Origin of the sequence: Sphaerotilus sp. (assembly GCF_041083715.1) — a bacterium.
In the GTDB taxonomy this organism is placed as follows: domain Bacteria; phylum Pseudomonadota; class Gammaproteobacteria; order Burkholderiales; family Burkholderiaceae_C; genus Sphaerotilus.
Genome location: NZ_JBFPGY010000052.1, coordinates 1 through 12,861, shown reverse-complemented (window position 1 = coordinate 12,861; position 12,861 = coordinate 1). Strand labels below are relative to the sequence as shown.

General features: G+C 69.1%; 11 protein-coding genes. 6 read left to right on the top strand and 5 right to left on the bottom strand.

Annotation, left to right across the window (positions count from 1 at the left end; translation table 11 throughout):
• The 3 genes from AB3X43_RS02580 to AB3X43_RS02570 all read left to right on the top strand — a co-directional run.
• The coding region (locus tag AB3X43_RS02580) for an outer membrane protein assembly factor BamB family protein (protein WP_369428326.1) at window positions 1-472 on the top strand (472 nt) is incomplete at its 5' end.
• 111 nt (window positions 473-583) lie between these two features.
• Complete coding sequence (locus tag AB3X43_RS02575; protein ID WP_369428325.1) at window positions 584-865, top strand: DUF427 domain-containing protein; 282 nt, start codon at window positions 584-586, stop codon at window positions 863-865.
• Between the two features lie 75 nt (window positions 866-940).
• On the top strand, window positions 941-1,930 hold the full coding sequence (locus tag AB3X43_RS02570) for a Bug family tripartite tricarboxylate transporter substrate binding protein (RefSeq protein WP_369428324.1): 990 nt from the start codon (window positions 941-943) through the stop codon (window positions 1,928-1,930).
• Window positions 1,931-1,991: 61 nt separating this feature from the next.
• Here AB3X43_RS02570 and AB3X43_RS02565 read toward each other — a convergent pair whose 3' ends face one another.
• From AB3X43_RS02565 to AB3X43_RS02555, 3 genes are read right to left on the bottom strand one after another with little or no spacing between them, the layout of a single operon-like run.
• A complete protein-coding gene (locus AB3X43_RS02565) occupies window positions 1,992-2,699 on the bottom strand; it encodes an ABC transporter ATP-binding protein (RefSeq protein WP_369428323.1) in 708 nt (235 codons plus the stop codon).
• Window positions 2,692-3,948 carry a lipoprotein-releasing ABC transporter permease subunit gene (locus AB3X43_RS02560; RefSeq protein WP_369428322.1) on the bottom strand — a complete coding sequence of 419 codons (1,257 nt, stop codon included), beginning with the start codon at window positions 3,946-3,948 and terminating at the stop codon, window positions 2,692-2,694. Before AB3X43_RS02560 ends, AB3X43_RS02565 begins: the two co-directional genes overlap by 8 nt.
• Window positions 3,949-3,998: 50 nt before the next feature.
• A complete protein-coding gene (locus AB3X43_RS02555) occupies window positions 3,999-5,144 on the bottom strand; it encodes an acyltransferase family protein (RefSeq protein WP_369428321.1) in 1,146 nt (381 codons plus the stop codon).
• A gap of 156 nt (window positions 5,145-5,300) precedes the next feature.
• On the opposite strand from AB3X43_RS02555, the gene AB3X43_RS02550 reads away from it, so the two are divergent.
• Entirely contained in the window at window positions 5,301-6,281 is a 981-nt protein-coding gene (locus tag AB3X43_RS02550) for a hypothetical protein (RefSeq protein WP_369428320.1), read from the top strand.
• Window positions 6,282-6,303: 22 nt separating this feature from the next.
• A complete protein-coding gene (recJ, locus tag AB3X43_RS02545) occupies window positions 6,304-8,025 on the top strand; it encodes a single-stranded-DNA-specific exonuclease RecJ (RefSeq protein ID WP_369428319.1) in 1,722 nt (573 codons plus the stop codon).
• Here recJ and AB3X43_RS02540 read toward each other — a convergent pair.
• Complete coding sequence (locus AB3X43_RS02540; RefSeq protein ID WP_369428318.1) at window positions 7,998-9,995, bottom strand: methyl-accepting chemotaxis protein; 1,998 nt, start codon at window positions 9,993-9,995, stop codon at window positions 7,998-8,000. The two genes, recJ and AB3X43_RS02540, sit on opposite strands and share 28 nt — an antisense overlap.
• Before the next feature lies 1 nt (window position 9,996).
• Window positions 9,997-12,102: a methyl-accepting chemotaxis protein gene (locus AB3X43_RS02535; protein ID WP_369428317.1), complete on the bottom strand. Its 2,106-nt coding sequence runs from the start codon at window positions 12,100-12,102 to the stop codon at window positions 9,997-9,999.
• A gap of 244 nt (window positions 12,103-12,346) precedes the next feature.
• On the opposite strand from AB3X43_RS02535, the gene AB3X43_RS02530 reads away from it, so the two are divergent.
• Window positions 12,347-12,861, top strand: a 515-nt coding sequence (locus tag AB3X43_RS02530; protein ID WP_369428316.1) for a hypothetical protein, incomplete at its 3' end; no start/stop codon positions are given.

The window sequence follows — 12,861 nt, the reverse complement described above, 5'->3', positions numbered from 1 at the left end:
GTTCTACGTGCCGGCCAACGAATGGGGCATGGAAATCTGGAACGAGCCGATCAGCTACAAGAAGGGTGCTGCCTACCTGGGCGCCGGCTTCACGATCAAGACGCTGTCGGACGGCCCCATCGGTGCGCTGCGCGCCGTGGACCCGAAGACCGGCAAGATCGTCTGGGAAGCGCCGAACAACGCCCCGCTGTGGGGTGGTGTGCTGACCACGGGCGGCAACCTGGTGTTCTGGGGCACGCCGGAAGGCTACCTGCAGGCGGCTGACGCCAAGACCGGCAAGATCGTCTGGAAGTTCCAGACCGGTTCGGGCGTCGTCGCTCCGCCGGTCACCTGGATCGAAGGCGGCGAGCAGTACATCGCCGTGGCCTCCGGCTGGGGCGGCGCCGTGCCGCTGTGGGGTGGCGACGTGGCCAAGAAGGTCAGCTTCCTGGAGCAAGGCGGTTCGATGTGGGTGTTCAAGCTCGCCAAGTGAGCTGACATAAACTGAAGTCGCTTCGGCCGGCCTCGGTCGGCCCGACACGAAGCCCTGCAGCCCCGCGCCGCAGGGCTTTTTTCATGGCTGCAACCAACCCGAGACTCCTACATGAAAGCCATCTGGAACGGCACCACCGTGGCCGAGAGTGACGACACCGTCGTCATCGAAGGCAACCACTACTTCCCCTCCGAGTCGCTGCGCCAGGACTGCGTACTGTCGAGCAACCACCGGAGCATGTGCTCGTGGAAGGGTGAAGCGCGCTACCTGAGCCTGTTCGTCAACGGCGAGGTGAACCCGGACGCGGTCTGGTTCTACCCGGACCCGAAGGACGCCGCGACCGAGATCAGGGGACGGGTGGCGTTCTGGAAGGGTGTGCGTGTCACCGAGTGAAGCCGCCCGCCACGGCTGCGCCAGCGTGTCGTGGTCTGCGTCCCCCATGCCACCAGATCCAGAAGAAGACATCCCATGACCCATCCCTTCATCGACCGCCGCCGGCTGCTGCAGCTCGGCGCCAGTGCCGCCGCCGGCCTCGCCTCGCCGTTGCTGCACGCGCAGTCCGCGTGGCCGTCGAAAGCGCTCCGCTTCGTCGTGCCGTTCGCGCCGGGCGGCAGCTCCGAGATCATCGCGCGCGCCACCGCCGTCGAGATGGGCAGGATCCTCGGCCAGTCGGTGTTCGTGGACAACCGTCCGGGTGGCGCCGGCAATGTCGCGATGGGCGAAGTCGCCCGCGCCGACGACCAGCACACCCTCATCCTCGGCCACATCGGCACGCTGGCGGTCAATCCCTACATCTTCGACAAGCTGCCCTATGACCCGGCCAAGGATTTCCGTCCGGTCTCGCTGCTGGCCAAGGTGCCCAGCCTGTACCTGGTGCACCCCGATCTACCGGTCCACAACCTGACCGAGTTCGTTGCCCACGCCAAGAAGAACCCCGGCCGGCTCAACTACGGCTCGGCCGGCAACGGCAGCGCCGGCCACCTGGCGATGGAGTACCTGAAGATGGCCTCGGGCACCTTCATCACCCATGTGCCCTACCGCGGCACCGGCCCGATGCTGACCGACCTGATCGCCGGCCGGCTGGATGCGGCCTCGATCGGTGCGGCAGCGGTGCTGCAGTTCATCCGCGCCGGCAAGCTGCGCTGCATCGCGACGGGCACCACCAAGCGCATCGCCCAGTTGCCGGACGTGCCGACCGTGGCCGAACAAGGGTTCCCTGGCTTCGAGATGACGCAGTGGTACGGCCTGAACGTGCCAGCCAACCTGCCGCAAGCAGCCCTCGACAAGCTGGCCGCCGCGGCCGCGAAAGCGGTCAACGAGCCGGGAACGCTGGAGCGGCTGGCCCACGACGCCGCCCTGCCGGTGGGCAGCACGCCGACCGACTACGCCCGATTCATCGATGCCGAGCAGAAGCGCTGGAAGCCGGTGATCGCGCGGGCGAAGATCAAGCCGGACTGAGCCGGACCAGGCACCCCCCCGACCGGGCAGTGGCCGACGCCGCAGACCGCAGGGGCACCGCTCAGACGATGCGCCCCTTGTCGATGCGCAGGATGCGGTCGCAGCGCCCGGCGAGTTCCGGATCGTGCGTGACCAGCACGAAGGCGGTGCCGCGCTCGCGGGCCAGCGCCAGCATCTGCGCGAAGACACCGCCGGCCGTCTCGCGGTCGAGGTTGCCGGTCGGCTCGTCCGCCAGCACGCAGGCCGGACTGGTCACCAGCGCCCGCGCGATCGCCACCCGCTGGCGCTCGCCGCCGGAGAGTTCGCCCGGCCGGTGCTCCAGCCGCTCGCCCAGCCCCATCAGGCGCAACTGCTGCGCCGCCCGCTCGCGCGCCTGGGCGATCGGCTGGCGGCGCATCAGGAGTGGCATCGCCACGTTGTCGATCGCCGTGAACTCGGGCAACAGGTGGTGGAACTGGTAGACGAAGCCGAGGTACTGGTTGCGCCAGCGGCCCTGCTCGGCGGCGTCCATCGTCGCCAGATCGCGCCCGGCCAAGGTCACACGCCCGGCGTTGGGCGCGTCCAGTCCGCCGAGCAGGTGCAGCAGCGTGCTCTTGCCCGAGCCGGACGCACCGACGATGGCCACCGTCTCGCCGCGCCGGATCGCCAGATCGACGCCGTGGAGCACCGTCACGTCCAGCCCGCGCGGGCCACCGTCCAGAAAACGCCGGACCAGCCCGGTCGCCTGCAGGATCACGGCACCGTCGTTCACCACGTGGACATCATTCATAGCGCAGCGCCTCCGCCGGGTTGACACGGCTGGCGCGCCAGCTCGGGTACAGCGTCGCCACAAACGCCAGCACCAGCGAGATCACACCGATGGGCACGATGTCGGCGGCCTGCGGGTCGCTGGGCATGCGCGAGATCAGGTAGACACTGCTCGGCAGGAAGGTGGTGTGCAGCAGCCGCTCCAGCGCCGGCACGATCACGCCGACGTTGAGTGCCACCAGCAGCCCCAGCGCCAGCCCGGCCAGCGTGCCGATCACGCCGGACGCGGCGCCCTGGACCATGAAGATCCCCATGATCGAACGCGGGCTGGCCCCCAGCGTGCGCAGGATGGCGATGTCGGCCTGCTTGTCGGTCACCGTCATCACCAGCGTCGAGACGAGGTTGAACGCCGCAACGGCCACGATCAGCGTCAGGATGATGAACATCATGCGTTTCTCGATCTGCACCGCGTCATACCAGGCCGCGTTGGTGCGGGTCCAGTCGCGCACCATCACCTGCGGACCGAGGGAGGCGGTCAGCTCGGCCGAGACCTCGCGGGCGAGCTGCTGGTCCTTCAGGCGCAGCTGCACGCCCTGCGGGCCACCGGTGCGGAACAGCCGGGTGGCATCGTCGATGTGCATCAACGCCAGCCCGCTGTCGTATTCGTAATGGCCGGCATTGAACACGCCGACGACCGTCACCTGCTTCAGGCGCGGCACGACACCGGCCGGTGTCGTCTGGCCGCTCGGCGTGACGAGGGTGACCGAATCACCCTCGGCCACGCCCATCGAGCGCGCCAGTTGCGCCCCCAGCACCACGCCCCAGGCGCCGGGCTGCAGTTTCTTCAGCGCGGTGTCCCTGAGTTGCGCGGCGAGCGGCGTGACATGCGACTCCTCCTCGGGCGAGATGCCGCGGACCATCACGCCATGCATGTCCTCGCCGCGGGCGATCAGCGCCTGCGCCGAGACGAAGGGCGCGGCCGCCACCACCTGCGGGTTCTTCAGCGCGGCATCGGCCAGCGTCTGCCAGCGCTCCAGGCCGTTGCCGGTGGTGTCGAAGATCTCGACATGGGCGATCACGCTGAGCATGCGGTCGCGGACTTCCTTCTGGAAGCCGTTCATCACGCTGAGCACGATGATCAGCGCCGCCACGCCCAGCGCGATGCCCAGCATGGACACTCCGCTGATGAAGGAGATGAAGCCGTTGCGTCGCCCCGCGCGTCCTGCGCGGGTGTAACGCCAGCCAATGCGTACTTCGTAGGGCCAGTTCATGGGCGGGCATGCTACCCGAGCCTGCAGGCCATGCAGCCGCCCGCACGGATTCAGTGCCGGCGCAGCATCTGCCAGACCTCGGCCGGCTCCATCGCCGCCATGCCCAGCGGCATCTCGCGCTTGCCAGCCTCGCGCCACACCGGCGAGAGTGCGCGCTGCGTCAGGCGCTGGCCAAGGGCCACCATCGGTGCCTCGATCAGGTGAAAGGCGATGACTGCCGCAGCCATCGACAGCCCCAGATACACCAGCAGACTCAACGGCAGTGACTGCAGCCGCCAGCGGTGGAACACCAGCCACAGCACCGGCACATGCAGCAGATACAGGCCATAGGAGTAGCGTGCGATCCACTGGGTGCAGCGGTTCAGGCGCGGCCATTGGCTGTCCTCGAACACCAGGATCGCCATGGACAGCAGCAGTGCGAACCACCAGCCCGCCACCACATCCGGCTTGCCTGCACCCCAGTGCAGCCACGCGTAGCCGCCAAACAACCCGGCCAGCGCCGCGATCCAGCCGCCACTCGGCCACTGCGGCAGGCACACCCGCTGCCGCAGCGCGAAGCACAGCACCCCGCTCAGGAAACACGGCAGATAGGCCGCCATGTTGAGCCGCCCGCCCGTGAACTCCCCCAGTACCAGCGCACCCAGCACGGCCGCGCCCAGCAGCCCACCCAGCCAGCGCGGCCCGCGGGCACTGGTGGCGATCAGGTACAGCCCTGGCAGCACGACATACATCTGCACCTCGTAGGGCAGGCTCCACAGCGGCCCCAGCACACTGCGCCCGGTCACCACGTTCTGCACCAGCCACTGGTTGGCCAGCACCACTTGCGGTGTCAGCGGCGGGCTGTCGCGCCAGGTCATCGCCGGCAGATCCAGCACCACCACCATCGTGATGCACACCAGCGCCAGCGGGTAGATGCGCAGGAACCGTCGCAGGTAAAAGCGCAGCACGACCCCACGCTGCAGCGCCTTGCCACCGCTCATGCGCTGCAGCGACTCCATCAGCACCAGGCTGGTGTGCACGAAGAACGCGATCACGCCCGCCTGGCCGATGTGGGCCGTGACCAGTTGCACCGTGGTCGGCACGCCGAGGCCGCAGTAGCGCCACGTCGGCACGAGGTGGTCCGCCATCACGGCGAGCACCGCCAGACTGCGCAACAGATCGAGGTTGGCCTCAGCCCCTCGGGAAGCCTGTTTCATGGCGAGCACTTTCTTGGTGAAGTCCTTCAAATGAAAAAAATCATACGTAACTCCTTTGTATCGGAATACCAGCGCACCGGGGGACAGGAGCTGGTTCGGTCGGTCATCGCAAACTTTTTCCGCGCCCGTTCGAGGGGGTCGGATAATCCGCCCGCCATGCCAGACCACGCCCCTGCCCACGCCCACCTGCTGATCGCCCATGCCAGCGCCGCCTCTGCCGCCGGTCTCGCCGCGCTCAAGGCACTGCAGCTGCCGAACCTGGACGCACTGCTGGGCCGCCTGGCGCCACAGGGCGGCATGCCCGCCCGCCCTGACGATGACGAATACACCCTGAGCGCCCCGCACGAGCGCGTGCTGGCCGAAGCCCATGGCTGGTCGGGTGCCGACGGCCGCTGGCCCTGGGCGGCAGCCTGGGCCGCGGACGACGGGCTGCGCGCCGACCACGACACCAGCGGCGCACCCTGGGGCCTGCTGACCCCGGTGCACTGGCACGTCGGCAGCGACCAGATCGCGCTGGTCGATCCGGCAGCGCTCGCGCTGACCGAAGCGGAATCCCGCACGCTGTTCGACCTGCTGAAACCCTCGTTCGACGCCGAAGGCTGGTCGCTGCAATGGGGCGCGCCGCTGCGCTGGTACGTGCGCCACGCGGCGCTGGCCGATCTGCCGAGCGCCTCGCTCGACCGCGCCATCGGCCGCAACCTCGACCTCTGGCTCAGCGACGCACCGCAGACGCGCAAGCTGCGCCGGCTGCAGGTCGAGGCACAGATGCTCTGGCACGAGCACGCCCTCAACGAAACCCGCGAAGCCGCCCGGCAGCTCACGGTGAACTCGTTCTGGCTCAGTGGCTGCGGCGCAGCCCAGCCGCGCCGACCGCTCGCCGACCTCGACGTGGAGTGGCGCCTGCGCGCCCCGCTGCTCGCCAACGAATGGGCGGACTGGGTGGCCGCGTGGCATGCCCTGGATGCCGGGCCGATCGCCACGCTGCTGCGGCACGCCGAAGCGGGTGCGCCGGTCACGCTGACGCTGTGCGGCGAGCGCCTGGCACAGACCTGGACGCCACGCCCGCGGCACTGGTTCAGTCGCCTGCTGGGCCGCTCGCGCCAGGCCAGCGCCGTGGCCGTTCTCGAATCCCTCTGAGCCTGCGGATCCACGCGACAAGATGACCCCACAAATCGACATCCGCGACGTTCCGCCCCGCGCCGCCTGGGCGCTGGAGCAGGCGGGCGTCCACCCGCTGCTCGCCCGCCTCTATGCCGCCCGCGGCATCCGCAGCGCCGATGAACTGGACGATGGGCTCACACGCCTGCTGCCCCCATCGGCGATGGCCGGCACCGACGCCGCCGCCCGGCTGCTGGCCGACACGCTGGAGACTGGCGGCCACATCGTCGTCGTCGCCGATTACGACTGTGACGGCGCCACGGCCTGCGCTGTCGCACTGCGCGGACTGGCCATGCTCGGCGCACAGCCCGGCACGCTGCACTACGTCGTCCCGGACCGTGCCATCCACGGCTACGGTCTGACCCCCACCATCGTCGATCTGGCACAGGTGCACCGCCCCGCGCTGCTGGTCACGGTGGACAACGGCATCGCCGGCCATGCCGGCGTGGACCGCGCCCATGAACTCGGCATCCGCGTGCTGGTCACCGACCACCACCTGCCAGCCATGGACGACCACGGCGCGCCGACGCTGCCCGCGGCCGATGTGATCGTCAACCCGAACCAGCCGGCCTGCACGTTCGAGAGCAAGGCGATCGCCGGGGTCGGCGTGATGTTCTATGTGCTGCTCGCGCTGCGGGCGGAACTGCGCCAGCGCGGGCGCTTCGATGCCGTGAACCAGCCACGGCTCGACGCGCTGCTCGACCTGGTGGCCCTCGGCACGGTCGCCGACGTGGTCAAGCTCGACGCCAACAACCGCCGGCTGGTCGCGCAGGGCCTGAAACGCATCCGCGCCGGACGCATGCAGGCGGGAATCGCCGCGCTGTTCGCCGCCGCCGGGCGCGACCCGCAGCGGGCGAGCGCCACCGACTTCGGCTTCTCGCTCGGCCCGCGGCTGAACGCGGCGGGGCGGCTGGCCGACATGACGATCGGCATCACCTGCCTGCTCACCGACGACCCGACGCAGGCCGCCGAACTCGCCCGCCTGCTCGACAGCATCAACCGCGAGCGGCGCGAGGTCGAGGCCGGGATGCGCGAACAGGCCGAGGTGCTGCTGGAGTCGCTGATGCCCAAGGGGGAGCCGCCCGCTGCCGTGGTGCTGTTCGATCCCGAGTTCCACGAAGGCGTGGTCGGCATCGTCGCCGGGCGGCTCAAGGACCGGCTGCACCGACCGACCTTCGTGTTTGCCGCCGGTGCGGACGGGCTGCTGAAAGGCTCGGGGCGGTCGATCCCCGGTTTTCACCTGCGGGATGCGCTGGACCTCGTGACCAAGCGGCACCCGGGCCTGCTGAAGCGTTTTGGCGGGCACTCGATGGCCGCAGGCTGCACGATCGACGCCGACGATTTCGACACCTTCGCCGAGGCCCTGCGTTCCGTCGCAGAGGAAGGGCTGGACGCCGCCACCCTCGATCACCGCCTGGCGACGGACGGCCCGCTCGATCCACGCTGGTTCGATGCCTCCACGGTCGGACTGCTCGACCAGCAGGTCTGGGGACAGGCGTTCGAGGCGCCGCTGTTCGCCGACGAGGTGGACGTGCTGCGGCAGCGGCTGGTCGGTGAGCGTCACCTCAAGCTCAGCGTGCGGCTGCACGGGCAGGTGCGCGACGCGATCTGGTTCGGGCAGATCGAGCCGGTGGGCGAGCGGGTGCGGCTGGCCTACCGGCTGTCACTGGACACCTGGCAAGGCCAGATGCGGGTTCAGATGCTGGTGGTTGCAGCCGGCTGAAGGCGCTCGCGCAACTTGATCGACGCTACGGACGTCCGCAGTGACGCAGCCTGTGTGGCCAGCGACTCGGCCGAGACGGAGGACTGCTCGACCATGTCGACGTTCTGGCGCGTGATGGTGTCGAGTTCGCTCACGCTGGTGCTGACCTGCTCCAGCGCGGCGTTCTGCGCGTGGCTGGCCTCCGTGATGCTGTTCAGCCGGACGGAGACATCGTCGACACCACGGATGACCGACGTCAGACGCCCACCCGCATCCTCGATCGCCCGCAGCGAGTTGCCGGTCTGTTCGGTGGTCGACTCGATCAGGCCGCGCACCTCGGCCGCCGCTTCGCCGCAGCGGTTGGCCAGTTGACGGATCTCGCCGGCCACGACCGAGAAACCCTTGCCGGACTCGCCCGCCCGCGCCGCTTCGATCGACGCATTGATCGCCAGCAGGTTGGTCTGGAAGGCGATGTCGTCGATCACCGCGTTGACCTCGGCGACCCGGTTCACGCTCTGCTCCAGCGTGTGCATGCCCTGGATGGACTGGGCCATGGCCTCGCTGCCGAGTGCAGCGTCGTTGCGCAGCCGCGTGGTGAGCTGCTGCAGCGCATCGGCCGCCGCGGCGTTGTTGCCGACAGCGCGGCTGAGCTGCTGCACGGTCAGCAGCGTGCGGTGCAGGCTGGCCGCCTGCGACTCGGTGCGCTGTGACAGCGCACGGCCATCATCCGCCACCGAGGTGCCGGCCTGGTCGACACCGACCGCGCTGCCCCGGATCTCGCCGACCAGCGACGACAACCGGACGCTCATGCGCTCCAGCTCGAGGCCCAGCTCCGCCAGCTCATCCCGACCTTCGATGCGCACCTGCACCGACAGATCGCCATTGGTGACGGCCACCAGGCTGCCGGTCACCTGCCTCAGCGACCCGGTGAAACTGGTGTAGAAGCTCAGCCCCAGATACGCCAGACCCACCAGTCCCAGCGCCACCGCACAGCCCTGCAGCAGCAGGCGCTGCTCGAAGTCTCGGATGCGCTGGTTCAGCCGCTGGTCCAGCTGGACCCAGAGTTCCTCGTCGAAGCGCCGCAATGCCTGGAGTGCCTCCATGCCGGCAGCGTGGTAAGGCGCGATCTCGGCGCTGACCGACTCGGGCTCGAAGGTCGCGCGGGCCAGGGACAGCATGCGCCCGGTGGCATCGGACGCCAGTCGCACACCGTCACTGATCTCGGTGCCGGTGCGCGCCAGCGCCTGCAGCTGCAGCACGACTTCTTCGGCCGCGCGCTGGGAGTCACCCGCCAGGCCCAGCATCATCGTGCGGTCGCGCACCGAGACATCCCGCAGCAGCAGCTCGCCACCCTGGGTTTCGAGCACGCCAATCGACTCCATCCAGGGCACCAGACGCTCGATGCCCAGATCCATGATGAAGTAGCTGTCGGCCCGCGGATCGAACAGCAGCTGCGAGCGTTCGCCAATCAGCTTGAGCAGGCGACGCAGGCGCTCGACCTGCACGCCATGCTCCGCCATCGCCTCGGTCCGCCGCGCAGAAACGTGCCCGTCCGCCAAGGCCAGCAGCCGCTCCCGCTCCGCCGGCCACAGGTCGTCGAGGGTGAAGGTGGTCATGGTCGCCATGGCCTGGTCCGCCTGCTGCACGGCCTGGCGCAGATCCACCCGCACGGCGTCGCGGGTGGGCGTCAGTGCCGTGACGCCAGCCGCGATCTGGTTGGACAGGCTGCGGTGCGACTGCACCAGCACGATCAGCTCCGTCACCTGCCGCGCCAGGACAGCCCCTTCCCGCTCGGCACGGGCCACCGCCATGTCGTCGCTGGCCTGGATCATCGTCAAGGTCATCAGCAGGAACAGTGGCATCGCCAGCATGGCGCCGAGCAGGCCGATCTTGGCAGGCAGACGCATGCCGCGCATGATGCGCAACCCCGGCGTCAGCAGAACCTCCAGAGGGCCGCGTGTCCATGGTGAACGGTTGTCGAGTATCGTCATCTCAGCCCCTGGGCGTCACTTGATCGAGCGTGTGGCGCAGGGCATCGCCCTCGCTCCGCAACGCGTCGCAGGCATCGGCGAAACAACGCACCAGACGCGCCTGCCCCACCGTTGCAGGAGCCATCTCGCGGGTGATCTCGCAGACCCGCGAAGATTGCTGGTGGCTGGCGCGGGTCTGCGCCAGCAATTCCGACATGTGCGCATCGAGCGACTGGAACTCGTCCGCCGTGCGGATCACGATGCGCCCGACACGGTCACTCACCTGGCGGCTTTCGTCGATTTCGGCCACCGACTGGCCGACGATGTGGCGGATGGTCCTGGCCGCGTCCTCGCTGCGCTGTGCCAAGGCACGCACCTCCTGGGCCACCACCGCGAATCCGCGCCCGGCGCTGCCGGCCCTGGCCGCCTCGACCGATGCATTCAGGGACAGCAGCTTGGTCTGGAAGGCCACGGTCTCGACCAGCCCGATCACGCGGGTGATCTCGCGGCTGCGGGCCTGCATCTGTGCCATGCGCTGTCCCAGGCCGGACATCGCCTGGCGGCTGCGCTGGGCATCGACCCGCAGTCCGCGGACCTGCTCGGCCGCCGCTTCGACGCGTTCGGCACACTGGCCGAGCGCCGCATCGAAGGTGCGGATCAGCTGTGTGCCTTCCGCGATGCCGGCCACCATCTGGCGGCTGCTGTCCTGCAGATGGCCCTGCTGCGCGCCCATTGCCTCGGTCTGGTGCGCCATGGAGGTCACGCTGCGGTCCAGCGTCTCGAAGATCCGGGACATGCCGCTGGCCGATTGACCCAGGATGTTGAGCGCCTGACCGATCTCGTCCTGGCCCCAGCCGCGCGGGCGAATGGACAGGTTGCCACGACCGATTTCGGCCAGCTGCAGACACAGCGTGGCCAGGCCACCCGACATCACCCGATGCAGACACACCATCAGATACAACCCGAGCAGGGTCAGCAGAAGGAAGACTGCGACACGGCCGCTCAGGCGCTCGTTGTGCTGCTGATAGCTGGCCTGGACACGGACACCCATGGCGTTCAGCGCCAGCGTCTGGAGACGGGCGCTGGCCTCGATCGCATCCGACACCTTGAGGGCAAAGGACGCTGCGTCGATCTCGCTGCGCAAGGCCAGCTCAGTGCCTGGCGCCACCGCGGCGATGTGCAGCAGCGATTCGGTCGTCCGGAGGAACGTCTGCAGGCGCGCCATGAGGCGCTCTGCCTCGCCCGGATCGATGAGCCGCTGGTCGCGCACGTATTCGAACATCGGCTGCGACTGGTCGAGCAGCAGTTCCGACCGGGCCATCAGCAGCCCCATGTCCCGAACCTTGGTCTCATTGGAAGGCTCGGCATAGAGCCGCTGACCGATGCGCCCGAGCCGGCTGATGTTGGCCATCAGCTGGAACTGCGGGTCGGCCAGACCGCTGCGCAGCATCTTGACGCCGACATCGGCGTCCAGCGCGAGCGCCCGATCGGTGGACAGTGCCGTGCGCAACGCCTGCAGGTCGTGTGTATACGCGATCACCGCGACCCACCGCGGCGACGGTGTACCAGGAACGGCCGCCGGCGTGTCGTCATCCTGGTGTGCCAGCATGGCATCCCGGCTGGTGTCGAGCTGGCGGGCGATGCGCTCCATCGCGGCAGCGGCTCCCGGCGAGCTGTATTGGGAGTTCAAGGTGCCCTGCAGCACCTTGTACTGCGCCGCCTCCTGCTGGCGAAGCATCGGCAGCCGGTCGGCCTGGAGACGCTGCTCCCGGCGCAGCAACTGCTGGAACAGCCCGTCGAGCGTGATGTTCAGCTCCGTCAGTGCCTTGTACTGACCGAAACTGTTGACGGCCCCGAGGTGGAGCGCATGGCGCTCGCGCCACAGCTCCAGCGTGTCGTGGATCAGCAGCCCCCCGGGCAGCATCAGCGCCAGGGCCACCAGGGCGGTCTTGTGTGCCATGCGCAGGTTGCGCAGCAGGCTGATGCCCAGCGACCAGCCAGCGTGGTGACCCCAGACCGTGCACCGCAGCGCCTCCACGGTCGCCTGCTGCTGCCTCCACCAGTGCCGCACGACCGAGGGCAAGGGGCTCCTCGGTTCGGCCGAGGTGGTCATTTCGTCGGCGGCCATCCCAATCCTCTCGTGCTTTGGTATTTCATCCGGACCTGCAACCGCTGGCCCGCATCCCTGCTCGGCGACCTGTCCTGCGGACGCACTGCAGGCGTTATCGGCAGGCCACCTCCCCGCTTGATCATAGGCAGCCACCCGGCCCGCCACGCCCGAAGAAGGCGCGGCATCACCGCCTTATCCGCGGCTGTACACCCGTGCAAATTCCCGACACTCGAAGTCAACTCCTGCTGTCCCGAGAATCCACATGTCTTCCAATTCGTCGACGCTGCCCGCTCCTGCCGCCCCGAATGCCCGACCAGGCCGTTCGGGTCACTGGCGGGGGGCTGCGGCCTCGGCGCTCGCCGCAGCCACCGGGGCAGCCGGTCTGTACTTCGGCGGATGGCCCGCCGCCGCGATGGCGGTGATCACGTTCGGGCTGCTGGGCATCCGGCCCTCCGGGCCAGCGCGGCCTGGTGACCGATCCGGCGCGCAGCGCGCCCTCCATCCTGGCCACACACGGCTGGCCGAGCCCGTGGTGTCGGGCTGGCAGCAGCTGCTCGGCAACACCCAGCGCGCCAGCCACCAATGCCAGCGAGCGCTCGCAACCCGCATCGTGGCCATCGGGCAGCAGCTGGAGTCGGTGCTGAACCTGCACACGACCACCGCGTCGCCGGCACTGCTGATCGACGACCTCATGGGGCGCCACCACACACTCCTCGACGAGCTGCTGCACCACAGCCGCTCGACAGCACGCCTTCGACTCGAAACGGTGTCGGCCGC

What these genes read in the sequence shown, in the direction of transcription:
- AB3X43_RS02565 (WP_369428323.1), bottom strand. Translation starts at nt 2,699, where the DNA reads ATGAATGATGTCCACGTGGTGAACGACGGTGCCGTGATCCTGCAGGCG.
- AB3X43_RS02550 (WP_369428320.1), top strand. Translation starts at nt 5,301, where the DNA reads ATGCCAGACCACGCCCCTGCCCACGCCCACCTGCTGATCGCCCATGCC.
- AB3X43_RS02560 (WP_369428322.1), bottom strand. Translation starts at nt 3,948, where the DNA reads ATGAACTGGCCCTACGAAGTACGCATTGGCTGGCGTTACACCCGCGCA.
- AB3X43_RS02540 (WP_369428318.1), bottom strand. Translation starts at nt 9,995, where the DNA reads ATGACGATACTCGACAACCGTTCACCATGGACACGCGGCCCTCTGGAG.
- recJ (WP_369428319.1), top strand. Translation starts at nt 6,304, where the DNA reads ATGACCCCACAAATCGACATCCGCGACGTTCCGCCCCGCGCCGCCTGG.
- AB3X43_RS02535 (WP_369428317.1), bottom strand. Translation starts at nt 12,102, where the DNA reads ATGGCCGCCGACGAAATGACCACCTCGGCCGAACCGAGGAGCCCCTTG.
- AB3X43_RS02570 (WP_369428324.1), top strand. Translation starts at nt 941, where the DNA reads ATGACCCATCCCTTCATCGACCGCCGCCGGCTGCTGCAGCTCGGCGCC.
- AB3X43_RS02555 (WP_369428321.1), bottom strand. Translation starts at nt 5,144, where the DNA reads ATGAAACAGGCTTCCCGAGGGGCTGAGGCCAACCTCGATCTGTTGCGC.
- AB3X43_RS02575 (WP_369428325.1), top strand. Translation starts at nt 584, where the DNA reads ATGAAAGCCATCTGGAACGGCACCACCGTGGCCGAGAGTGACGACACC.